The 22,473-nt window shown below is 65.8% G+C and carries 16 protein-coding genes and 2 tRNA genes; 5 read left to right on the top strand and 13 right to left on the bottom strand.

The annotated features are described in order from the left end of the window. Positions 1 to 45 precede the first annotated feature (45 nt). The 6 genes from BLQ70_RS00510 to BLQ70_RS00535 form a co-directional block, all read right to left on the bottom strand. The gene (locus BLQ70_RS00510) at positions 46 to 1,185 is read right to left on the bottom strand and encodes an efflux RND transporter periplasmic adaptor subunit (RefSeq protein ID WP_244492680.1); all 1,140 of its coding nucleotides are present in this window, start codon (positions 1,183 to 1,185) and stop codon (positions 46 to 48) included. Next, complete coding sequence (locus tag BLQ70_RS00515; protein WP_091855396.1) at positions 1,182 to 4,265, bottom strand: efflux RND transporter permease subunit; 3,084 nt, start codon at positions 4,263 to 4,265, stop codon at positions 1,182 to 1,184. The genes BLQ70_RS00510 and BLQ70_RS00515 overlap by 4 nt, the downstream gene beginning before the upstream one ends. Then, complete coding sequence (locus BLQ70_RS00520) at positions 4,262 to 5,236, bottom strand: efflux RND transporter periplasmic adaptor subunit (RefSeq protein WP_244511856.1); 975 nt, start codon at positions 5,234 to 5,236, stop codon at positions 4,262 to 4,264. Before BLQ70_RS00520 ends, BLQ70_RS00515 begins: the two co-directional genes overlap by 4 nt. 368 nt (positions 5,237 to 5,604) lie before the next feature. Further along, the gene (locus tag BLQ70_RS00525) at positions 5,605 to 6,777 is read right to left on the bottom strand and encodes an MFS transporter (protein ID WP_139163459.1); all 1,173 of its coding nucleotides are present in this window, start codon (positions 6,775 to 6,777) and stop codon (positions 5,605 to 5,607) included. Positions 6,778 to 6,857: 80 nt separating this feature from the next. Beyond that, positions 6,858 to 7,853 carry a helix-turn-helix transcriptional regulator gene (locus tag BLQ70_RS00530; RefSeq protein WP_061963627.1) on the bottom strand — a complete coding sequence of 332 codons (996 nt, stop codon included), beginning with the start codon at positions 7,851 to 7,853 and terminating at the stop codon, positions 6,858 to 6,860. A gap of 194 nt (positions 7,854 to 8,047) precedes the next feature. Continuing rightward, entirely contained in the window at positions 8,048 to 9,223 is a 1,176-nt protein-coding gene (locus BLQ70_RS00535) for an alpha/beta hydrolase (RefSeq protein ID WP_244511857.1), read from the bottom strand. 324 nt (positions 9,224 to 9,547) lie between these two features. On the opposite strand from BLQ70_RS00535, the gene BLQ70_RS00540 reads away from it, so the two are divergent. From BLQ70_RS00540 to BLQ70_RS25200, 4 genes are all read left to right on the top strand, one after another. Beyond that, the gene (locus tag BLQ70_RS00540) at positions 9,548 to 11,098 is read left to right on the top strand and encodes an AbgT family transporter (protein ID WP_091855399.1); all 1,551 of its coding nucleotides are present in this window, start codon (positions 9,548 to 9,550) and stop codon (positions 11,096 to 11,098) included. A 51-nt stretch (positions 11,099 to 11,149) separates the two neighbouring features. Continuing rightward, positions 11,150 to 12,355 (top strand): M20/M25/M40 family metallo-hydrolase, encoded by a 1,206-nt coding sequence (locus tag BLQ70_RS00545; RefSeq protein WP_425284536.1) that lies wholly within the window; start codon positions 11,150 to 11,152, stop codon positions 12,353 to 12,355. Positions 12,356 to 12,404: 49 nt separating this feature from the next. Continuing rightward, complete coding sequence (locus BLQ70_RS00550; protein WP_061963633.1) at positions 12,405 to 14,234, top strand: SLC13 family permease; 1,830 nt, start codon at positions 12,405 to 12,407, stop codon at positions 14,232 to 14,234. A 236-nt stretch (positions 14,235 to 14,470) separates the two neighbouring features. After that, positions 14,471 to 14,758: a hypothetical protein gene (locus BLQ70_RS25200; RefSeq protein ID WP_139163460.1), complete on the top strand. Its 288-nt coding sequence runs from the start codon at positions 14,471 to 14,473 to the stop codon at positions 14,756 to 14,758. 575 nt (positions 14,759 to 15,333) lie between these two features. Here the strand turns inward: BLQ70_RS25200 and BLQ70_RS00555 are convergent. The 3 genes from BLQ70_RS00555 to BLQ70_RS00565 form a co-directional block, all read right to left on the bottom strand. Beyond that, positions 15,334 to 15,600: a YMGG-like glycine zipper-containing protein gene (locus BLQ70_RS00555; protein ID WP_082616993.1), complete on the bottom strand. Its 267-nt coding sequence runs from the start codon at positions 15,598 to 15,600 to the stop codon at positions 15,334 to 15,336. A 636-nt stretch (positions 15,601 to 16,236) separates the two neighbouring features. Beyond that, positions 16,237 to 16,313: transfer RNA gene (locus BLQ70_RS00560), tRNA-Asp, on the bottom strand. A gap of 119 nt (positions 16,314 to 16,432) precedes the next feature. After that, on the bottom strand, positions 16,433 to 16,882 hold the full coding sequence (locus BLQ70_RS00565) for a hypothetical protein (RefSeq protein WP_139163461.1): 450 nt from the start codon (positions 16,880 to 16,882) through the stop codon (positions 16,433 to 16,435). A gap of 131 nt (positions 16,883 to 17,013) precedes the next feature. Here BLQ70_RS00565 and BLQ70_RS00570 point away from each other — a divergent pair. Then, positions 17,014 to 17,089 (top strand) — tRNA-Val (locus BLQ70_RS00570). 37 nt (positions 17,090 to 17,126) lie between these two features. On the opposite strand, the gene BLQ70_RS00575 is transcribed toward BLQ70_RS00570, so the two are convergent. The 4 genes from BLQ70_RS00575 to BLQ70_RS00590 all read right to left on the bottom strand — a co-directional run bounded on the left by BLQ70_RS00575 (position 17,127) and on the right by BLQ70_RS00590 (position 22,413). Further along, positions 17,127 to 17,339 (bottom strand): hypothetical protein, encoded by a 213-nt coding sequence (locus BLQ70_RS00575; protein WP_091855402.1) that lies wholly within the window; start codon positions 17,337 to 17,339, stop codon positions 17,127 to 17,129. A 139-nt stretch (positions 17,340 to 17,478) separates the two neighbouring features. Continuing rightward, a complete protein-coding gene (lon, locus tag BLQ70_RS00580) occupies positions 17,479 to 19,905 on the bottom strand; it encodes an endopeptidase La (protein ID WP_091855403.1) in 2,427 nt (808 codons plus the stop codon). 345 nt (positions 19,906 to 20,250) lie between these two features. Continuing rightward, entirely contained in the window at positions 20,251 to 21,522 is a 1,272-nt protein-coding gene (gene clpX / locus BLQ70_RS00585) for an ATP-dependent Clp protease ATP-binding subunit ClpX (protein WP_061963721.1), read from the bottom strand. Between the two features lie 267 nt (positions 21,523 to 21,789). Further along, positions 21,790 to 22,413: an ATP-dependent Clp protease proteolytic subunit gene (locus BLQ70_RS00590; RefSeq protein WP_061963723.1), complete on the bottom strand. Its 624-nt coding sequence runs from the start codon at positions 22,411 to 22,413 to the stop codon at positions 21,790 to 21,792. Positions 22,414 to 22,473 lie beyond the last annotated feature (60 nt).

Raw genomic sequence — 22,473 nt, forward strand, 5'->3', positions numbered from 1 at the left:
GGAATGCCGCTGTTCGCCATCCGTATCGGCCTCCGCCCGCGACGGTCACGGCGACACGGCCGCCTGCTGCCGCGACGAAGGCAATTGCCCAGGCAACAGCCTGACGCGCTGGCCGGGATGCAGGGCTTGAGCGCCAGCCGATACGATGATTTCGCCGGGCGCCAGCCCCTGGGAGAGGATGATCGTGCCGGCATCGAACCGCAACACATCGATATCGCGCAGGGAAACGGTCGATTTGGCGGGGTCGACGACCCATACGGCGGGCGAACGGCCTTGCTGGGTCAGTGCGCTCGCCGGAATGGAAACGATCGCCGCGGTGGTGAGTTCGATCGTGCCGACGACCGTCGAGCCGAGGCGCATCGCCTCCGGCGGGTCTTGCAGCCCGACCCGAACGGCAAAGGTACGCGTCACCGGATCGGCCTGCGGCGCGACTTCGCGCACCGAGCCATATGCCGTCACAGCAGGAGCATCAGCCAGCGCGACACGGATTCGGGCATCGCTGAGATGGGTGTCGAGCACCGCTGCCGGCACGTTGAACACCGCGTCGCGGCTGTCGTCGCGGGCAATTTGGACGACGACCTGACCCGGCTGGATCACCTCGCCGGGCTCGATCCGGCGCGCGGTCACGACGCCCGCAACATCCGTGCGCAACGCAGTGAACCCAAGGCGATCTTGCGCCAACTCGACCTGCGCCTCGGCATTTTCGAGCGTGGCCTGTGCCGTTTCCTGCGCCCGCCGGGCTTGATCGTAGCGCGGCCGGGTCGTGAAGCCTTGCGCCATCAGGCGTTCCTGGCGCTCGAAGGTGCTGCGCGCCGTGCTGACCTCGCCGCGCGCGGCTTCCAGTGCCGCCTTGGCAGCCGCCAGCGCATTCTGTTCGAGAGCGGGGTCAAGTCGGGCGATGACCTGCCCCGCCTTCACCTGGTCGCCGACATTGACCGGGCGTTCAAGGACACGCCCTCCGATCCGGAAGGCGAGCGAAACGTCCTTCTTGGCCTGAATCTCGCCACTGAGCTGGACGTCGTCGGAGAACTGCCCCGCCTCCACCGTGACGACGCCGACCGGCCGCCCCTCCGCCTGCGGTGCCTTCTCATCGCCGCAGGAGACGAGGACCGCCCCCAGCAACGTGACGGCGGCAATGCGTCCGATACCTCTTGCAAGCATCCGCCTCGTGATGATCGCGCTCATGATCGGGAGGCTCCCGCATTGGCCATCCGCTTCGTCTTGCCGTTGCGCGCGGTCGCCGCGCCGAAGACGGTGACGTAAAGGACGGGGAGGAGGACGAGGGTCAGCACCGTCGCGACCAGCAGGCCGCCCATGATCGCGAAGGCCATCGGCCCCCAGAACACGGTCGGCGCGATCGGGATCATGCCGAGCACCGTCGAGATCGCGGTCAGCACGATCGGCCGGAAGCGCGTGCCGGCGGCGTCGACCGCGGCCTCGACCACGCCCTTGCCGGTCGCGCGCTCATCCTCGATCTGCCCGACCAGGATCACCGCGTTCTTGGTGATGATGCCGATCAAGGCGAGGATGCCAAGCAGCGCGACGAAGCCCAGCGGTTTGCCGGAGAGCAGCAGCGCGGCGACCACGCCGATCAGGCCGAGCGGCGCGATGCTCAGCACGATCGCGAAGAGCCGGAAGCTCCTGAGCTGCGCCATCAGCACCGTGAACATGATCAGCAGCATCACCGGGATCACCGCGATGACCGAGGCTTGCGACTTGGCGCTTTCCTCGACCGTGCCGCCGACGGCAATGTCGTACCCTGCGGGCAGTGTTTTCCTGAGCCCGTCCACCGAGGATTGCAGCGCGCCGACCACCGCGTCCGGCAATATCCCGGGCGGCACATCGGCCGAGACGGTCAGATTGGGCACGCGATCACGGCGCCAGATCAACGGCGTGTCGAGGCCGTAGCTGAAGCTCACGAACTGCGAGACCGGTACCGAACGGCCGCTCGGCAGCGCGACCTGCATGCTGCGCAACGTGTCGAGCGAGGCCCGCTCCGCATCCTGCGCCCGCACGACGACATCGACGAGATAGATGGAATCCCGCACCTGCGTCACAACCGTCCCGGAGACCACCGTGTTGACGATGGCGGCGACCGCCGCAGAGCTGAGGCCGAGCCGGCGCGCCTCGTCCTGGTCGACGCGCAGGCGCAGTTCGCGGGCGGGCTCGATCCAGTCGAAATTGATCTGCTGCGCCTTGGGATTTGCCGCGACCACCTGCGCCAGCTTCATCGCGATGGTGCGGACCTCGGCGATATCGGGGCCGCTGACGCGGTACTGCACCGGCCAGCCGACCGGCGGGCCGAGTTCGAGCGGCGAGACACGCCCGACCACATTGGGGAAGTCCTTGGCGAGAAGGGCCTCGAGCTTCTTCTGCAACCGCTCGCGCGCCGCCACATCCTTGGCGACGATCACGGCCTGGCTGAAGAAGTCGTTCGGCAATTGCGCATTCAGCGGCAGGTAGAAGCGGATAGCGCCGCGGCCGACATAGGTGCTCCAGCGCTCGACATCGGGATCGCCCTTCAACGAAGCCTCGAAGCGGTTGACCATGTCCTCGCTCGCATAGATCGAGGCGTTCTGCGGCAATGTGAGATCGACGAGCAGCTCCGGCCGGTCCGACGCCGGGAAGAACTGCCGCGGCACCAGCGGCAGCGCCAGGAGCGAGGCAGCGAACAGGCCGAGCGTGACCGCGATCGTGACCCAGCGCAGCTTGATCGCGCTTGAGAGAAAGCTTCGGAAGCCGCGCTCGACACGCCCCGGCTCCTTCTGCTGTGCGGAGGCGTCGGGTGCTTTCAGCATGGCGACGCCGAGCACGGGTGCGAACAGCACGGCCACGAACCAGGAGACGACCAGCGCGATCGTCACCACCGCGAAGAGCGAGAAGGTATATTCGCCGGCCGAGCTTGCGGCGAAGCCGATCGGCACGAAGCCGGCGATCGTCACCAGCGTGCCGGCCAGCATCGCGGTGGCGTATTTCTCGAAGGCAAAGGTCGCCGCCTTCATCTTCTCCTCGCCGGCGGCGAGTCGCGTGACCATGGCGTCTGTCGTGGTCATCGCATCGTCGACGAGCAGCGCGAGCGCGATGATCAGCGCACCGAGCGAGATGCGCTGCATGTCGATGCCGGCGACCAGCATGCAAGCGAAGACGATGGCGAGCGTCAGCGGTATCGCGAGAGCCACGACGAGGCCCGGCCGCACGCCGAGGCTGATGAAGCTGACGACCAGGATGATGCCGACGGCCTGCCAGAGCGACATCATGAAATCGTCGATCGCGTGCGAGACCGTCACCGCCTGGTCGGCGACGAGATAGGGCTCGATGCCGAGAGGCAGGCCGGCAGTGACCTCGGCCATCGCCTTCTTGATGTTGTTGCCGAGCGCCAGGATGTCGCCGCCGTCGCGCATGGCGATGCCCAGCCCGATTGCGTCACGCCCGTTCACCCGGAACATCGGCGTCGGCGGATCGGCATGGCCGCGCCTGATAGTCGCGATATCGGCCAGCCGCACCATACGGTCGCCCACCGGGAAATTGATGCCGAGCAGGTCCGCCTCCGATTGGAAGGCGCCGGAGACGCGCACCGAGAACTTCTCGTCCTGCGTCTGCACCTCACCGGCCGGTCGCACGACATTTTGGGCCTGCAGAGCCCCGAGCAGCGCCGAGCGATCGAGGCCGAGATTCGCCAGTTCCCTGACCGAGAACTCGATGAAGATGCGCTCGTCCTGCGCGCCGACGATCTCGATCTTCGAGACGTCTGGCACGAGCAGCAGCCGCGAACGGATCGCCTCGACATGGTCGCGCAGGTCGCGGCTGGTGAAGCCGTCCGAGGTGAAGCCGTAAATGATGCCGAAAGTGTCGCCGAAGCGGTCGTTGAAGAACGGCCCGAGCGTGCCAGCCGGCAACGTGTGCCGCATGTCGGCAATCAGATTGCGCACCCGGTACCAGGTGTCCTGGACCTGGCGGCCGGGAACGTCGCCCTTGAGGTTGACGAAGATCGTCGTCACGCCCGGCCTGGTGAAGCTGCGCACGCTATCGAGCCCGGGGGTTTCCTCGAGCTGCCGTTCGAGGCGTTCGGTCACCTGGCTCAGCGTGTCTTCCATCGTGGCGCCGGGCCAGATCGCGGAGACCACCATTGTCTTGATGACGAAGGCCGGATCCTCGTTGCGGCCGAGCTTGACGAAGGCGAAGACCCCGGCAGCGACCGCGATGATCATGAGGTAGATCACGACCGAGCGGCTCTTCAGCGCCCATTCCGAGAGGTTGAAGCTCATCGCGGCTCCGCTCCGATCAAGCGTACGCGCTGGCCTTCACGTAGAAGCCCGGCACCAGCGGTGACGACGATGTCGCCTATGTCCAATCCCTTAGAGATCTTGGCGGCCGCCGGGTCCGCGCTCGCGACCTCGAGCTTGCGCAGCGAAACGGTCAGGTTCTTAGGGTCGACCACCCATACGCCGGTGGCCTGGTCGCGCCGCGCCAGCGCCGTCGCGGGGATGGTGATGGCTCCGCCTTCGGCGCCACGGATCGAGCCCGAGACGGCCGCTCCGAGACGGAAGGCCGGGGACGGGTCGGTCAGGCCGACCCTGATCCGGAAGGTCCGAGTCACGGGATCGGCCTGCGGCGCGATCTCGCGCACCCGACCGGTCGCCTCCGCACCGGCCTCCCCGGCCAGGGCGACGCGCACCTGCATATCGGGCGTGAGCTGTCGCACCAGATCAGCCGGAATCTCGAAGACGGCGTCGCGGCCCTCCCGCCGCGCCAGCTGGACGATCATGCGGCCGGCTGAAACGACTTCCGAAGGTTCCGCGCCGACGCGCGTGACGACGCCCGGCGCATCGGCCTTCAGCGTTGTGAAGCCGACGACGTCCTCCGCAGACCGGACCCGTGCCTGGGCCGCGTCGACTTGGGCGCGCGCGGCGGTGAGTGCCTGTTGCGCGCTCTCGAAATCCGCCTGCGTCGTGATGTGGCGTTCGAGCAGATGGCTCTGCCGCTGGAACTGGTTTTCCGCCTTGCGCAGATTGCCCTGCGCCGCAGTCAACGCGGCCTGAACGGAGCGGAGATCGTTCAGCTCGTTCTCGGGGTCGAGCCGCGCGACGGTCTCCCCCTCGCGGACGGTCGCGCCAAGACCGACCAGGCGTTCCGCCAGGCGACCGCCGATGCGGAAGGCCAGCGACGCCTGGTCCTGCGCCTCGATATGACCGGTGAAGGCGAGATCGGGCGCCTGGTGTGGCGGCTCGACGGTCACGGTCCGGACGAAGCGAACCGGCGCCGGAGCCTCCTTCTCCTCACGGTTGCAGGAGGCGACGGCGAGCGCGATGGCGGTCACGACCGCAAGACGGCCCAGCCGCGATGAAGCTTCGCTGTGCCTCATGCCCGCTCCCCCGCAGCCTCCTGCCGCTGCAGCGGCGCACCCGGGCACCCCAAGCCTTGCCTCTGCATCGAACCCTTCCCCTGACGGCCGCCCCCCGCATGCCAACGGGCGCGTTTACGGCCCGCAAAGCCCTTTCAGGACGGCACAGAGAGGCTAGCAACCCCGAAGAAAAGGCGGATCAGCTCAGAATCCCAACTCTGGGCTGGTCATCCCATTGTTGGAAAAGGCCGAGTTCCCTGGGGTCAGGGCAGGCGGTTCTCGAGCCGCGGTGCGCGCAGGGCGAAAGCGACAGGCAGCAGCAGCAGTAATCCAACGGCAGCAACCGCGGCCATCACCAGGTAGATCTGCTCCCCCCAGCTTTCGTAGAGCCGGCCGGACAGCGTCGTCAGAACGGCCATCACGCCGGCCCACCCGCCGGCGAGCCAGGCCTGGGCGCGCGCCTGCATGCTGCCCGGCGCCAGTCTCGTCAGCAGGAAGATGCTGGCAAGATGAGTGGCCCCGAACGTCAGGCCCTGCGTCACCTGAAGGCACATCAGGGTGGAGAGGTCGGGATCCCGCGACATCGCTCCCCAGCGCAGGATCGCCGTCGCGGCCGACGCCACCAACAAGCCGGCTGCGCTCGCGGCTCCGTTCATGCGGTAGCCCAGGCATGAAAACACGACGACCTCAGACAGGACGCCGAGAGCCCAGAGCCCGCCCATCGCGGCGCCGGAAGTCCCGATCGCCTGCCAGTGCAGCGTGCCGAAACCGTAGAACGCCGCGTGGCTCGCCTGCACGAACGCGGCACCGGCAATCGTGCAGACGAGAAGCAGCGGATGCGCCGGCCATGCGGCGCTTTGCGCATCGTCTCGCGGGCGGTTCACGGTACCCGTTATGCAACGGGCGGCGGCAACGGCGGTGAGAATCGCCGAGACCAGCAACAGCACAACGATCGCGTCGGTCGAGAACCATTCGAGCGACCAGCCGGCCGCGAGATTGGCGGCGGCGAAGCCGAGCGATCCCCACAAACGGATACGGCCATAGGCGAGTTCCGACCGCGCCCCCCCGGCGAGGCGGCCGAGAGTCATGACATCGGCCAGCGCGATCAACGGTCCCTGCGCGAGGGCGATGGCGATGACGACGAGGAGGATCGGCCAGAAGCCGCGCGCGACGGTCAGGAGACCGGTGCCAGCCGCAACCAGCATGGCGCACAGCGTGAGCGCCACCGCAATGCGCCCGCTGCGGTCGGCGAGCGCTCCGACCACGGGATTGGCCACGACCCGAACCAGCAGCGGGGTCGCCAGGATGATGCCGATCGCGTCACTCTCGAGCGACTGCGCCTGGAGCCAGAGCGGGAAGAACGGAAGATTGACCCCGAGCTCGAAGAACAGAATTGCGTAAAGAAGCGAAAGCCGCCCGGTGGGCACGCCTGTCATCAGGCCCACTCCCCGAGCGGCGGGTTTGGGCTCGGCCGGTCAGATGGCCGCGTTTTCGGGCGTGATGGAAGCCGCACCGGTCAACCCTGGCCCAGCCCTTCCCGTTCATCGGCGAAGGAGCGGACGATCCCGCGCTCGCGCGCCTCGGTCGGGCTGTAGCCGAACTCCCGCCGGAAGGCCCGGCTGAAGGTCGAGTGATCGACGAATCCAACCTCGTTTCCAATGGCGTGGATGGAGAGCATTTCACGCTGGGAACTCAGGCGGAGATGCGCCTCGCGCAGGCGCTCTCTATTGATGAAATGAGCCACTCCGCCGCTGTTCTCGAAAAGCCGATACAGTTTCGAGCGGGACATCGCCAGCAGGCGGACCAGCCGCTCGGGACCGAAATCCGGGGCGGCCATGTTCTGACGCACGACGGCGCGCGCCCTGTCGATGAGAGCCGCCCCCAAGGCGGAACGCGCAGGCTCCTGATAGGTCGACAGGGGCGTGATGCAGGCCGCGATGAGGGCCCTTGTCGGCATCTCCAGGTTTGCGGCGTGCTCCGGGGTGACGTGAGGCAGATGCCGGACAAGGCCGTCCATGTAGTCGCTGAGCAGCGGTGCGAAATCCGGGCTCACCTCGACACCGTGGGCTCCATCGAGGCGCTGCTCATCGACCGGGCGCTGATCACGCGGCAGATAGAGGGTGATGACCTCGCTGTCCTGCGCCTGGCCCTCATAGGGCAGCGCCAGCGAACGAAAGCTCAGCTCTCCCCGCGCCGAGCCATCGGCTGCCACCGCCCGCGCCAGCACCACACACCAATGGTCCAGATAGGATTTGGGGTGGTGCCGCCATTGCCGGCCCGGCGCGCCCGAATAGACAACACGTGTCAGAACAAGCTCCCCCAGGGTCCAGGACGAGAATGCAGCGGCAAATCCTGCCGACCGCTCCCCTGTCGGAAAAAGCTCGATCGTGTCCTTGTGCAAGGAACGCCAGGCGTCGAACTGGTCCTTCGCCTGAAGCTCCATGGTGCAAAACTGCGCCACAGAAAACATGCTGACGTCCTTCCTCACCCCACCATGAGAGAAAGCCGGCATCAGATACTCCGATTACTCTGCGGTTTTGCGCAGGCCACAGAAGCAGGATCTGATCCTAACACTGGTCGCATTTGGACGAAATTGATCTAAATCAACAGGGCAATCCGGAAGTAGAGTTATCTAACAACAGTCTAAAATTCGAATTACCGCCGAATATCCGTCAATATTGGCTTTCGCCGCCCGACCCGTCAACCCTATGGCGTCGTTGCTGCATCGAAGACTCGGATTGGCGCGGTGACCAGAAGAGTCGCGGCGGAGCTGATCGCCCCCGCCGCCGCCAGGGGCGCCGGGACATCGAAATCGGTGATCACCTGTCCCTGCAGCAGCCGGTCGCCGATGAGGCGCACTGCATCCGGGCTCGCCGCGAACAGGTCGTGGTTGAGGCGGTCGCCCGCATTGATCGCGGAGAGGTCGATCACGGTGATCCCGGAGAACCCGGCGAACTGGTTGCGGTATTCCTCCTGCGTCGGGTCGATGCCGCCGAGCCGCGTCGCACCGCGCGCGATGAAGCGGGAGACCTGCAGTGCCCGGTCGTGCTGGGCCGTGAACAGCGTGATCTGCGGTCGCTTCGGCCCCATATCCTCGATCTGGCGGCGGAAGACGCCGACATCGAGATCCGGCGACGCCAGGATGAGATTGGTGATCTTGCGCGGGACGCCGCCGCTTTTGAGCGCGATCTGCCGGACCGCCTCGACGGCGGGCCAGCTTCCCATCGAATGGGCCAGGATCACGATCTCCCGGACAGAGGGGGCGGCGGCCGCGACGCCCAGCAGGTCCGCGAGGTCGGAGCGCGAATAGGACGCATTGTCGAAGTCGCGGCTGTAGTCGAGCAGGTAGCCGCGGGAGGGCCAGGAGAAGAGAACCGGCGAGGCATCGGCGTCGGCATCATGCGCCAGTTGCGCGAAGCGGAAGACGGCTCGGTCGAACGGCGTATTGAAGCCGTGCACGAACACGAAGACGCGCTTCGAGCGTCCGCTCGTTGACCTGAACCAGTCGGCGAGCCTGGCTTTCGGCAGCGCCGTGGAGGCGGTGACGGTGAAATCCGTGGCGGGATTCCCGGGAACCGATCGTGGGAACTGGATGCTGCCGACCTCGCGGTTGCGCGGGATCGAGACGACGATATTCCGGAACGAGACGCCCTCGCCCCGCTCGCCGCTGAACAGGACGCCGGCATCGGCGGAGGGCGCGCGCGTCGTCGCCGCCAGCATGTTGACGCTGTCGGTGCCGGGAACGGGCGCCACCGGCTCCAGGAGCCCGCGCGGCGTCGATGCGCAAGCCGACAGACCGGCGGCGAGCGCGACGAGCAGGAGCCAAGACAAACGCGCGCGAGCGGAGCGCTGGCACCGCTCCAGCCATGTCACGCCGTTCATCTCGACGCCTCGAACATCCCTTCCCCCGCATCCTGGCCCTGGTCCGGCATCGTTCCGCCCCGGTCGATCATCGGCCGACAAAGGCCTTCACCGCGGCGGACCGTAGAAAGCCACCCCGCCGGCGGCAAGCCCACACCCCGCCTACGGGCGCCACGAAGGAGACTTTGGGACAGAAGGCCCAAAGTTTGGGATTCTCTGCCGATGCTCTCCCGGCTCCCGGACTTAAGGTTCCCCCATCACGCTCGGAGCTTTGCGGGTGCCGGAGTCTTCGGCACATCGGCCGCGGGTTTGCTGCGGAAAGCCTGGGCTCAAGGGGGGAATGCGATGACCACTGCCACCGTCGCGCCGAAAACGACCATGCAGAGGTTTCTCGACACCGTCGAGAAGGTGGGAAACATGGTTCCCCACCCCGTTGTCATCTTCCTGATCCTGATCGGCATCGTCATTGCCCTCTCGGCTGTGCTGGGGCTGTTCGGCACCGCCGTCACCTACGAGCGGATCAACCCCGACACCCATAAAATCGAGGCGGCGAGCACGGCGATCCAGAGCCTGCTGACCATCGACGGCATCCGCTTCATGTATTCGTCGCTGATCCCGAATTTCATGAGCTTCACGGCCGTCGGGCTGATGATCGTCGCGATGATCGGCGCCGGCGTCGCCGAGGAATCAGGGCTCGTCACCGCGCTGATCCGCAAGCTTGTGATCGTCTCGCCGCACTGGGCGCTGACCTATATCCTCGCCTTCGTCGGCATCATCGCCAGCATCGCGGCCGATGCCGGCTATCTCGTCTTGATCCCGCTCGCCGGCATTGCCTATCTCGCTGTCGGCCGCCATCCGGTCGCGGGCCTGGCGCTCGGCTTCGCAGCGGTCGCCGGTGCCTTCACCGTCAACATGCTGATCAAGCCGCTCGATGCGGTTCTGGTCGAGTTCACCAACGACGCGGCCCGCCTTGTCGACCCCAATCGCACGATCGGCCTCGCATCCAATCTCTGGTTCTCGATCGCCTCGGTGCTGTTTCTGACCGTCATCATCGCGTTCATCACCGACAAGATGATTTCGCCGCGCCTGGGCAGCTACGATCCGAAGCTGGCGGCCGAGGGAACAGTCACCGAGCAAGGCGCCGTGCTGTCCGAGGCGGAGTCGCGCGGTCTTCGCTTCGCCGGTCTCGGCCTCCTCGGACTGATCGCGGTGTTCTGCCTCCTCACGCTCCCCACGGGCGCGCCCCTGCGTAATCCGACCACCGGAGAGTTGATCGGCAACTCGCCCTTCATGAACGGCCTGATCGCGCTCATCATGCTGATGTTCCTCGTCACCGGTTGGGCCTATGGCATCGGCGCCGGCACGCTGAAGACGCTGGCGGAGGTCATCGCCGCGATCGAGAAATCGATCAAAAGCATGGGCGGCACGATCTTCCTGTTCTTCGTGCTCAGCCAGTTCGTCGCCTACTTCACCTACACCAATATCGGCACGGTCATGGCGCTGAGCCTTTCGGGCATGCTCCAGGCCGCCAATATCGGCGCCCTGCCGCTGCTGCTCGGTTTCATCGTGGTGGTCGCGATCATCGACCTGCTTCTCACTGGCGCGATCGCGAAATGGGCGATCTTCGCCCCCGTCTTCGTGCCCCTGCTGATGAAGCTCGGCGTCGAGCCGGAAGCCGTGCTCGCGGCCTATCGCATCGGCGATTCGCCGATGAACGCGATTACCCCGCTCAACGCCTATTTCGCCCTCGTGGTCGGCTTCATCCAAAGATACGACAGGAATGCCGGCGTCGGCACCGTGGTCTCGCTGATGCTGCCCTATGTCGTGTGGATGTTCGTGCTTTGGACGGCTCTGTTCGCCGTCTGGAAGATGCTCGGCCTGCCTTGGGGGCTCTGAGCCCCATCGCAGCCCTCCCCGTCGCCAATCCAACCCGTTCGGATGCAGATCATGACGACACCCGCCATTCCGCTCGACGTCGAAGCCGCCATCGCGCATCTCATGCGCTTCCTCTCGGTCGAGGGCGTGACCGGCAAGGAAGCCAATATCGGCGCTGCCGTCAGCGAGGCGCTAAAGGCCGTCGGCGTGCCGGCCTCGGCCATCCGCTTCGACGATGCCAACAAGCGCATCCCGCTGCCGACCGAGACCGGCAACCTCATCGTCGACCTCCCCGGCACCAAGGCCGGTCCGCGCCTGCTGTTCTCGACCCATCTCGACACCGTGCCGCTCTGCGCCGGGGCCAAGCCGAAACGCGAGGGTGACCGCATCGTCTCTGACGGCACCACCGCGCTCGGCGGCGATGCCCGCACCGGCGTGGCGCTGCTCGTCGTGCTGGCCGAGACGCTGATCAAGAACAAATTGCCCCACCCGCCGATCACGCTGCTGTTCACGGTGCGCGAGGAAAGCGGGCTGCACGGCGCGCGCGAGCTCAACCCGAAGGATCTCGGCGGCGCCGTCATGTGCATCAATGTCGACGGCCAGCTCGCCTCCGAATTGCTGATCGGCGCGGTCGGCCAGGAGAACTGGGAAGTCGAGATCACCGGCAAGGCCTCCCATGCCGGCGTCGCTCCGGAAAAGGGCATCTCGGCGACGCTCGTCGGCGCGATCGCACTTGCGGAAGCTCGCCGCGAGGGCTGGTTCGGCAAGATCGTGAAGTCCGATGGCCGCGGCACCAGCAATGTCGGCATCTTCGGCGGCAAGGGCGGCACGGTCGCCGCCGGCGACGCGACCAATGTCGTCACCGACTATGCTTACATCCGCGGCGAGGCGCGCAGCCCCGAGGCCGCTTTCGCCACCAAGATCGCCGAGGCCTTCAAGGCCGCCTTCGCCAAGGCTCAAGGCGAGGTGAAGGACGATGGCGGCGAGACGGCGAAGGTGACGTTCACCCACAAGCCGGCCTATCCACCCTTCGAGCTCGCCAAGGATTCGGCTGTGGTCAAGCGCGCTGCTAAGGCGCTCGGTATCCTGGGTATCGAACCGAACTACCTGTTCTCCAATGGCGGCCTCGATGCCAACTGGCTCGACAAGCACGGCGTCCCGACCATCACGATCGGCGCCGGCCAGGCCGAGATCCACACGATCAAGGAATATGTGAATCTCACCGAGTACGAAAAAGGCTGCCGTCTCGGCATCCTGATGGCGACGCTCGAAGACTGAGACCCTTCAAACGGGTCTGCGGCCGAGAACACCCCCAAGGAGCTGATGCGTGAGTCCGATCGCCTATACCGGCATCATCGTCGCCATTACCGTGGTCCTGTTCGTCACGAACAAGGTGCCTGTCGTGCTCGTCGCGATGGGCACGGCGCTCGGCCTCTGGGCGACCGGCGTGCTCACCCTGCCTCAGGCGCTCGCCGGGCTTGGTGATCCCGCCGTCATCTTCATCGCCTCCCTGTTCGTCGTCAGCTCCGGGCTCGAGGTCACGGGCGTCACCGCCTGGGCCGGCCAGCTCCTGATCAAGGGGGCCGGAGAGGAAAGCCGGACGCGACTCCTGCTGCTCATGATGGGGCTGGTGTCCCTTCTGGTCGCGCTGATCAGCCTGAACGGTGCGGTCGCTGCGCTGCTGCCGGTCGTCGTCGTCACCGCCGTCCGCCTGCGACGCAACTCCTCGCAATTGCTGATGCCGCTGGTCTTCGCCGGACATGCCGGCTCAATGCTCGCTTTGACCGGCACACCGGTGAACGTGCTGGTTTCCGAAGCCGGGCTCGATGCCGGCGTCGGCGGTTTCGGCTTCTTCGAGTTCGCGCTGGCCGGCATCCCGCTGCTCGCCGGCACCATGGCGATCATCATCCTGTTCGGGGAGAAGCTTCTGCCCCAGCGCAACGGCGCGACCATGCCGGCCGATTTCAGCCGCCACGCCAGGACGCTGGTCGAGCAATACGGGCTGGCGAGCGGCGTCCATCAACTACGCGTCCGCGCGACCTGCCCCTATGTCGGGAAGCGCTCCGACGAAGTCGACCTCGGCACATGGTCCGGGCTCCAGCTCGTTGCGGTTCAGGACGGCGACACGGCCGGGCCGCTGCGTCGCACGACGATCGCCGAGGGCGACCATCTGCTGCTGCGCGGCGATGCCGAGGCCGCGGCCAATTTCGCGGCGCAGATGCACCTCGCGTTCCGCGAGGAAGGCGCGGGCGATGGCGAAGAAACCCTGTTCAACCGCCGCTCCGGCCTGGCCGAGGTGGTGATCCCGCCGCGCTCAGGCCTGATCGGCCAGACCGTGTTCCCCGGCATGGTCACCGAAAGCGGCGACCTGATCATCCTGGCCGTGCAACGCGGCGCGAGCGAGGCTCCGAACGCCGGCAAAACCAAGACGGCCGGCGTCGTGCTGCAGGCTGGCGACACCATGCTGCTGCAGGGCACCTGGAAGGCGCTCGACACCCATCTCGACGATCCCGACGTCCTCGTCGTCAGCTCCCCGGAACTGGTGCGGCGCCAGGCCGTGCCGATGGGTCCGGGCGCCAAGCAGGCGATCATCATCCTGTTCGCGATGGTCGTGATGCTGGCCACCGGCATCGTTCCGTCTGCCGTGGCGGGCCTGCTGGCGGCCGGTGCGATCATCCTCTGCGGCATCATGACCGTCGAGCAATCCTACCGCGCGATCAGCTGGACGACCGTGATCCTCGTCGGCGCGATGATGCCGCTCTCGACCGCGATGATCCAGACCGGCGCGGCGAAGATGCTGGCCGACCACCTCGTCTCGATGGTGGGCGACGCCGGGCCGACCGCGCTGCTCGCAGGCCTGTTCGTCCTGACCGCGGTGCTGGGCCAGCTCATCAGCAACACCGCGACGGCGCTGATCGTCATCCCGATCGGCGTCGCCGCCGCCACCGCCATGGGCATCTCGCCGCGGCCGGTGCTGATGAGCACGGCGGTCGCCGCAGCCGGCGCCTTCCTGACGCCGATTGCGACGCCGACCAATCTGATGGTGATGGGACCAGGCGGCTACGTCTTCAGCGATTACTGGAAACTCGGGTTGCCGCTGCTGATCTGGTTCTTCGTCGTGGCGGTCTTCATCGTGCCCCTGATCTGGCGCTTCTGAATTTTCGCAAGCAACCGAAGCGATGGCGGCACGCTCCTCTCGCTCTTTTAATTAGCCCTCGTCAATCAAAGGCACAGGCAGATCATCTTGCCGCTTCCACAAAAAACGAAGACACCGACTGGAGTTCGATTACCGAACTCTGCTCCGATCGGGAACGATCGCGAGCATTGGCGTGGCAATGGTACTAGGAGCCATAGCTCCACCGAGCGCACATAACGATCAAGGTAATTGACGAGATGCAGATGGAACGCAGATCATTTTTGATTTCACTTGTCGGCGGCGTGCTGATTGCGGCGACAGCGAAGACGGCACCGGTCGAGGCACAATCCGCAGTGGCAACAAGCGCGCTCGACACGCTGGATGCCGAATTCACGCAAGGCCCGCCGCAGCCGCGGTCACCGGGCGCGGCTACCCTTCCCGCTCGGCCAGAAAATCCGCGGCCGCGCCGGAAGAACTGGCATCGCTATCGCCAGCGCAACCGCCGGCCGCTGCCCCCGCCGCCCCGGCACCGCGGGCGCCGCTGACGGCAAATCGGAACAGCCGCTATCCCGTGTGCGGGAGCCAGCCCGTCAGACTCGTGGGCCTGCACTCGGGCGCGCCGCGCGCCACACAAGCAGGCGAGCCGATGTCAAATCCGGCTCCCATCGCGGAGACCTGTCAGGACGGCGAGGCTGGGCGTCGTGGCCGCACACGGCCCCGGGAGCGGCGAAGGCGCGGGGCACGCCATGGCTGGTTGTGCTGCCGGGGGCGAAACTGCCGCTTCCGATTATAGTACAGTTGCGGGCGTTGGCTGAATGCCACATCGACCTGGTCCAGCGCGCGCGCCGTCCCTTCTGGCAGCGCTGCCTCGCCTGTCGCGGCAGCGCCGATGGCAATGTCGAACAAAGCCGAACCGGCCAGCCCGAGAAGTCCAGACAGAACCAGCCGTCTGCTCACCATATCATGCTTCTCCTGCCACCAGCGCACCGGGCGCCAGCCCGACATATGCCCCAAGCCAATCCGGTCAGGTCTCTGCCCTCGGGCTCCCAAACTCCCGTCAGGCGAAGCAAGGGGCCGTCATTCCCGACGATCGTCGGGCCAGCGGGCTTGTTTCAGAACGTCAAGGGCAGCGCGCCTCGAACACGCGCCCATGGCGGTCACGATAAAGGCAGTTGTTCGGAGTGGTCGCCCGGCCAATCACGGCGCCCGTGACACCGCCCACAGCGGCACCGATCGCCGCTCCACGCCCACCTCCCGCAATGCCGCCAACGATGGCACCGGTCCCAGCGCCAATGGCCGCACCGCCGAGGGTCCGCTGATCGGCAGAATTGGCATTGCACCCCGCAAGAGCCAAGCCGATGACGAAGACTGCAATTTTCGCGCGCATCCCTGTCCGTCCTTCTCAAAATAAATGGGCCTTCGGCTTCGCAAGAAGCGGGTCCCACAATGGTGGAACGCCATCGCAAGCGATCTTCCGAGACTGCCGCAAGCCTAGGCTGCGCAACCGAAAATGCATCCGCAGAGAATCTCAGGGCCTGTACTCAACATCCCAACCTGTCCCCCGGCCTGCTGACGGCTTCATGGACCTGGCGGTTAGGCTGATGCAGCCGATCGTCGAGTGCCTGCAAACCACGTCGTCAAGCTCGGCTTGCGAACGCCCACGGGATCGAGTTCCGAAAGGCTCTCTATCGGTATCATCCGTAGTTTGGTTGTGAGGTCGGCGTTCATGGCATCGTCAGTGCGACGGCGCGCGTTTCCGCTACGCGGTGGCCAGCATCCATGGGGTGACGCCGTTGTCGGCGATGAGTTTCTGGAACTGTCCGCTGGCGCACTGCGCTGGAGGTGACCCGGATTCAGAAGACCTACAGCCCGGTCAACATCGCCACCGTCCGTGACGTCGATTCCAGCCGTCGCCAAGGGCGCGCCAAACTCAGAAAGAACAAACCGATGCGTAAAGTGTAATGAGCCTGCGCCGGAAAGTGCAATGACCGGGCGGCCAAGCAAGCTAAGGCTTTGATTTATATGGCGCGGGCGACGGGGCTCGAACCCGCGACCTCCGGCGTGACAGGCCGGCACTCTAACCAACTGAGCTACGCCCGCGCAGGGCGGCTGGGGCATTCGCCGTCAGCGACGTGGTGAGTATTGCCCCCGACCGGAAGTGTCAAGCGAGTGACGCCGGCAAAATCGCATCTGGGGAAAATTATCCTCGCCCTCTCCTATCACTCGGCTGCGTCACCCTCGTTCCATGGCGATGCCAGGCAGGGATCGAGCAGGACGTGGCGGCTGTCCTGGCGGTTATATCCGCCGCGCAGGACTGCCTTGTCGCCCAGCTTCAGGTCGCCGGCGCCATAGGTCACGCACAGAACCCGGACACCCGGTGCGGCACAGACCGCGACATACCAAAGCGCACCGTCCGTCCGGATGAGACTCACCGTTCCCGCGATCGCCATGTCGACACGCGAATCGCGTGGCACCGAATCCGGGAGCTGCGCCGCGATGCTCTCGCAGCTCGCCGGCTTGCCGGGCTGCTCCGGATGGGAAAAGGCCGGACGATCGACGAAGAAGGAATCGGGCAGGAGCGACTGCGCCGCAGCCTGCCCTGCAGCGAGGACGAGGCCGAGGCAGGTGCCTGCCAGTACGCAACGCAGGACGGGACGAGAACGGGTCAAGCGGCTGATCTCCATGAGCCCGGCAGGGTGACGATGAAGATGGCGGAATTCGGCCGTCCGCAAGCCTTGGCAAGACGCTCGCCCGACAATGCTTGCGATGCGGCGGCCGAGGCCTTAAAGGCGACCGCGAGGGGCGGTTAGCTCAGTTGGTAGAGCATCTCGTTTACACCGAGAGGGTCGGCGGTTCGAGCCCGTCACCGCCCACCAGATCCATCAGGCAGCTGCCGTCGCAGCCTGTTGGTCGCTAATCAGCTCGCTCCGCACGTCGCCTGGCCGCGGCGTCGAGCCGGGCGACACGGCGGATCGCTTCTTCGACATCAACCGAACCGGCCAGCTTCAGCGGATTCAGCGGATGATCCGCCTCCGCCAGCGCCCGACGTACCGGCGCGGGCAGGCTATCGAATGCAGCCCATCCATCCGGTTTCGGCCTGCGTTTCGGAAGCCGTCGCAGCTTCATGGCCCTCTGATCGAACTGCCTGCGGAGAAGCAGGCTTAAAATGAACCTGAGCGGGCATTGCGGCAATGACCGCCCTTAACGCCCAAAAGAAAACCGCCGGCGCTTGCGCGCCGGCGGCTCCTGTTTCCGAGGCCGGAAATCAGTGGGCGACGAGGCCCGCCGCGTCGTCGTCCGCGCCCTTGGGCGGCACGGCCTTGAGATCCTCTTCCCAGACGATCGGAACCGGCTGGCGGGTCAGCGCATGCTGGAGAACCTGCTCCATACGCGCGACCGGGATGATCTCCATGCCGTCCTTCACCGACTTCGGCAGGTCGATCAGGTCCTTGGCGTTCTCCTCGGGGATCAGCACCTTCTTGATGCCGCCGCGAAGTGCCGCCAGGAGCTTCTCCTTCAGACCGCCGATCGGCAGCACCCTGCCCCGCAGCGTGACCTCGCCGGTCATGGCGACGTCCCGGTTGGTCGGGATGCCCGTCAGGATCGAGACGATGGTGGTCGCCATCGCGATACCGGCCGACGGGCCGTCCTTCGGGGTCGCCCCCTCGGGAACGTGGACGTGGATGTCGCGCCGGTCGAAGAGCGGCGGCTCGATGCCGAAATCGACGGCCCGCGAGCGGACATAGGACGCCGCCGCCGAGATCGATTCCTTCATCACGTCGCGCAGGTTGCCGGTGACGGTCATGCGGCCCTTGCCGGGCACCATGACGCCCTCGATCGTCAGCAACTCGCCGCCGACCTCGGTCCAGGCCAGACCAGTGACGACACCGACCTGATCCTCCGTCTCCGCCATGCCGTAGCGATAGCGCGGCGGGCCCAGATACTCCTCGAGCAACGGCTCGTTGACCACGACCTTGGCCTTCTTGCCGAGCACGATATCCTTCACGCCCTTGCGGACCGTGTTGGAGAGCTCGCGCTCGAGGTTGCGGACGCCGGCCTCGCGGGTATAGCGCCGCACCAGCGTCTGCACGGCCTCGTCCGTGATCGACCACTCCTTGCCGCTCAGCCCATGCTTCTTGATCGCATTCGGGATCAGGTGCTTGCGGGCGATCTCCGTCTTCTCTTCCTCGGTGTAGCCGGCGATGCGGATCACCTCCATCCGGTCCAGCAGGGCCGGCGGGATGTTCAGCGTGTTCGCCGTCGTCACGAACATCACGTTCGACAGGTCGTAGTCGACCTCGAGGTAATGGTCGTTGAAGGTCGAGTTCTGCTCGGGATCGAGCACCTCCAGAAGGGCCGCCGAGGGATCGCCACGGAAGTCCTGGCCCATCTTGTCGATCTCGTCGAGCAGGATGAGCGGGTTGGAGGTCTTGGCCTTCTTCATCGACTGGATGATCTTGCCGGGCATCGAGCCGATATAGGTGCGGCGGTGACCGCGGATCTCGGCCTCGTCACGCACGCCGCCGAGCGACATGCGCACGAACTCACGGCCGGTCGCCTTGGCGATCGACTTGCCGAGCGAGGTCTTGCCGACGCCCGGAGGGCCGACGAGGCACAGGATCGGACCGGCGAGCTTGTTGGCGCGCTGCTGCACGGCGAGATATTCGACGATGCGGTCCTTGACCTTGTCGAGGCCGAAATGATCGTCGTCGAGCACCAGCTGGGCGGCGTTGAGATCCTTCTTGATCTTCGAGCGCTTCCCCCACGGGATGCCGAGCATCCAGTCGAGATAGTTGCGCACCACGGTCGCTTCCGCGGACATCGGCGACATCTGGCGCAGCTTCTTCAGCTCGGCCGTCGCCTTGTCGCGGGCTTCCTTGGTCAGCTTGGTCTGGGCGATGCGCTCCTCCAGCTCGGCCAGCTCGTCGCGGCCTTCATCGCCGTCGCCGAGCTCCTTCTGGATCGCCTTCATCTGCTCGTTGAGATAGTACTCGCGCTGGGTCTTCTCCATCTGGCGCTTGACGCGCGAGCGGATGCGCTTCTCGACCTGCAGCACGGACATCTCGCTCTCCATGAGCGACAGGACCTTCTCCAGGCGATGGGCGACGTTGGTGATCTCCAGCACGCCCTGGCGATCAGCGATCTTGACCGCGAGATGCGAGGCGACGGTATCGGCGAGCTTGGTCGGCTCGTCGATCTGCGTGACCGCAGCGACGATCTCGCCCGAGATCTTCTTGTTGAGCTTCACATAGCTCTCGAACTCGCTGACGACCGAACGGGCGAGCGCCTCGACCTCGACCTTCTTGCCTTCTTCCTCGGCAAGGCCGGTGGCCTCAGCCTCGTAGAAGGATTCGCTCGCCGAATAGGACGAGGCCTTGGCACGGCCGACGCCCTCGACCAGCACCTTCACGGTGGAATCGGGCAGTTTCAGAAGCTGCAGCACGCGGGCGAGCGTGCCGATCTCGTAGATCTCGTCGGGCTGCGGGTCATCGTCGCCGGCGTTCTTCTGGGTCGCCAGCAGGATCAGCCCGTCCGTCTTCACCACTTCCTCAAGCGCGCGGATGGACTTCTCGCGGCCGACGAAGAGCGGGACGATCATGTGGGGGAAAACGACGATGTCGCGCAAAGGCAGTACCGGGAAGGTGCCGGCCTCGCCTGGGACGAAGGGAGCGCGTGGCGTCGAGCCAGTCATGGCAATTCCTTTGCAGTTGCGCCCGGCGGACCCCCGAGATGGGCGGAACGATCGGACGTGTGCGGCCGAGGCGACCATTCGCCTCCCCGCCCTCGCGCATCGCACCCTCCAAGGCATGCGACTCTCGCAAGTGCACCTAAAGTGGAGACTTCCTCGCCGGCTTTCAAGCGAGGTATCCGGCCCATGCACCGCTGTCCTGCAACGGACGAGGGACGGATGCCGCGAGAAGAGGTGGTTCAATCTCGCGCAGGGCTGTTGCGATGCGAAACCGCGAGCGGCCCATGCCCATCACAACGCAAAACGCGCGCCAAGGGCGCGCGTCCTGTTGTCGCATTGCAGGAAAGGTCAGGAGGCCGAGGCGGTCTTCGTCTCGTCCTCGCGCTCGGCATAGATGAAGAGCGGGCGGGCCTTGCTCTCCACCGCCTCGGGGCCGATCACCACCTGCTCGACGCCTTCGAGGCCGGGCAGTTCGTACATGGTCTCGAGCAGGATGCTCTCCATGATCGAGCGCAGGCCGCGCGCGCCGGTCTTCCGCTCGATCGCCTTGCGGGCGATCAGGCTGACGGCCTCGTCGGTGAAGGTGAGCTGGGTGTCCTCCATCTCGAACAGGCGCTGATACTGCTTGACGAGCGCGTTCTTCGGCTCGGTCAGGATGGTCTTCAGCGCCGGCTCGTCGAGATCCTCCAGCGTCGCCAGGACGGGCAGGCGGCCGACGAATTCCGGGATCAGGCCGAACTTCAGCAGATCCTCGGGCTCGACCTGACGGAAGATCTGGCCGATGCGGCGATCGTCCGGGGCCTCGACCTTGGCGCCGAAGCCGATCGAGGTGCCCTGCCCGCGGCTCGAGATGATCTTGTCGAGACCAGCGAAGGCGCCACCGCAGATGAAGAGGATATTGGTGGTGTCGACCTGCAGGAATTCCTGCTGCGGATGCTTGCGCCCGCCCTGCGGCGGCACGGAGGCGACGGTGCCTTCCATGATCTTCAGCAGCGCCTGCTGGACGCCCTCGCCCGAGACGTCGCGGGTGATCGAGGGGTTGTCCGACTTGCGGCTGATCTTGTCGATCTCGTCGATATAGACGATGCCGCGCTGCGCCCGCTCGACATTGTAGTCGGAGGCCTGGAGCAGCTTGAGGATGATGTTCTCGACATCCTCGCCGACATAGCCGGCCTCGGTCAGCGTCGTCGCGTCGGCCATGGTGAAGGGCACGTCGAGGATGCGGGCGAGCGTCTGCGCGAGCAGCGTCTTGCCCGAGCCGGTCGGCCCGATCAGCAGGATGTTCGACTTCGCCAGCTCGACGTCGTTCTGCTTCGTCGCATGCGAGAGGCGCTTGTAATGGTTGTGCACCGCCACCGAGAGCACCTTCTTGGCGTGCTCCTGGCCGATGACATAGTCGTCGAGGACCTTGCGGATCTCCTTGGGAGTCGGCACGCCGTCCTTCGACTTCACCAGCGCGGATTTGGATTCCTCGCGGATGATGTCCATGCAGAGTTCGACGCATTCATCGCAGATGAACACGGTCGGGCCCGCGATGAGCTTGCGGACCTCGTGTTGGCTCTTGCCGCAGAAAGAGCAGTAAAGCGTGCTCTTCGAGTCGCCGCCGGGCTTGTTAGCCATCGTCCATCTCCAGTTCGGGAGCCGGGAGCCGCATCGCCAGTGGCGGATGCAGCCGTCGTCTCTCCGTCATATCTAAGCGCTCAGATCACGATGATTAGGTTAACGGCCCGTTCCGGTACATTCGGATACGCAGGGCCGGCCCAAGCCGGATCAGATTGGAGCGCTCGTCCGCTCACCCCCGGCCCCATGCAAACACGGGGCCGATCCTCAATGCAATATGGGGGCTCCGGAAGGCCGGGCCAACCCACAGGATCGCGAGCGCCGCGATCAGGCCTCGGGCTCGGCGCGGCGCTCCATGACCTTGTCGATCAGGCCGAAATCGCGGGCCTGCTCGGCGGTCATGAAATTGTCGCGCTCCAGCGCGGCGACGATGTCCTCGTAGGGACGCCCGGTATGCTTCACGTAGATTTCGTTCAGCCGCTTCTTCAGGCTCTCGACTTCCCGGGCGTGGATCAGGATGTCGGTGACCTGGCCCTGATAGCCGCCGGAGGGCTGGTGAACCATGATGCGCGCGTTCGGCAGGGCGAAGCGCATGTCCTTGGCGCCGGCCGTCAGCAGCAGCGAGCCCATCGAGGCGGCCTGGCCGATGCAGACGGTGGTCACCGGGCAGCGGATCAGCTGCATGGTGTCGTAGATCGAGAGGCCGGACGTCACCACGCCGCCGGGCGAGTTGATGTAGAAGGAGATTTCCTTCTTGGGGTTCTCGGCCTCGAGGAACAGGAGCTGCGCCACGATCAGCGACGCCGAGTAATCCTCGACCGGGCCGGTCAGGAAGATGATGCGCTCGCGCAGCAGGCGCGAATAGATGTCGAAGGCGCGTTCACCGCGGCTCGACTGCTCGACCACCATCGGGACGAGATTGTTGTAGGTCTCGAGCGGATCGCGAAGCATGGATCTGTCCTTGAGGTGGAGCGCTGGGGAAGCCAGCGAGATGTCGAATCAGCGGTGTCT

It is taken from the genome of Allobosea robiniae (assembly GCF_900102525.1).
Taxonomy (GTDB): Bacteria; Pseudomonadota; Alphaproteobacteria; order Rhizobiales; family Beijerinckiaceae; genus Allobosea; species Allobosea robiniae.

Coding starts and splice junctions, on each gene's coding strand:
- BLQ70_RS00510 (WP_244492680.1), bottom strand. CDS start 1,185: ATGAGCGCGATCATCACGAGGCGGATGCTTGCAAGAGGTATCGGACGC.
- BLQ70_RS00515 (WP_091855396.1), bottom strand. CDS start 4,265: ATGAGCTTCAACCTCTCGGAATGGGCGCTGAAGAGCCGCTCGGTCGTG.
- BLQ70_RS00525 (WP_139163459.1), bottom strand. CDS start 6,777: ATGACAGGCGTGCCCACCGGGCGGCTTTCGCTTCTTTACGCAATTCTG.
- BLQ70_RS00530 (WP_061963627.1), bottom strand. CDS start 7,853: ATGCCGGCTTTCTCTCATGGTGGGGTGAGGAAGGACGTCAGCATGTTT.
- BLQ70_RS00535 (WP_244511857.1), bottom strand. CDS start 9,223: ATGAACGGCGTGACATGGCTGGAGCGGTGCCAGCGCTCCGCTCGCGCG.
- BLQ70_RS00540 (WP_091855399.1), top strand. CDS start 9,548: ATGACCACTGCCACCGTCGCGCCGAAAACGACCATGCAGAGGTTTCTC.
- BLQ70_RS00545 (WP_425284536.1), top strand. CDS start 11,150: ATGACGACACCCGCCATTCCGCTCGACGTCGAAGCCGCCATCGCGCAT.
- BLQ70_RS25200 (WP_139163460.1), top strand. CDS start 14,471: ATGCAGATGGAACGCAGATCATTTTTGATTTCACTTGTCGGCGGCGTG.
- BLQ70_RS00555 (WP_082616993.1), bottom strand. CDS start 15,600: ATGCGCGCGAAAATTGCAGTCTTCGTCATCGGCTTGGCTCTTGCGGGG.
- BLQ70_RS00575 (WP_091855402.1), bottom strand. CDS start 17,339: ATGAAGCTGCGACGGCTTCCGAAACGCAGGCCGAAACCGGATGGATGG.
- lon (WP_091855403.1), bottom strand. CDS start 19,905: ATGACTGGCTCGACGCCACGCGCTCCCTTCGTCCCAGGCGAGGCCGGC.
- clpX (WP_061963721.1), bottom strand. CDS start 21,522: ATGGCTAACAAGCCCGGCGGCGACTCGAAGAGCACGCTTTACTGCTCT.
- BLQ70_RS00590 (WP_061963723.1), bottom strand. CDS start 22,413: ATGCTTCGCGATCCGCTCGAGACCTACAACAATCTCGTCCCGATGGTG.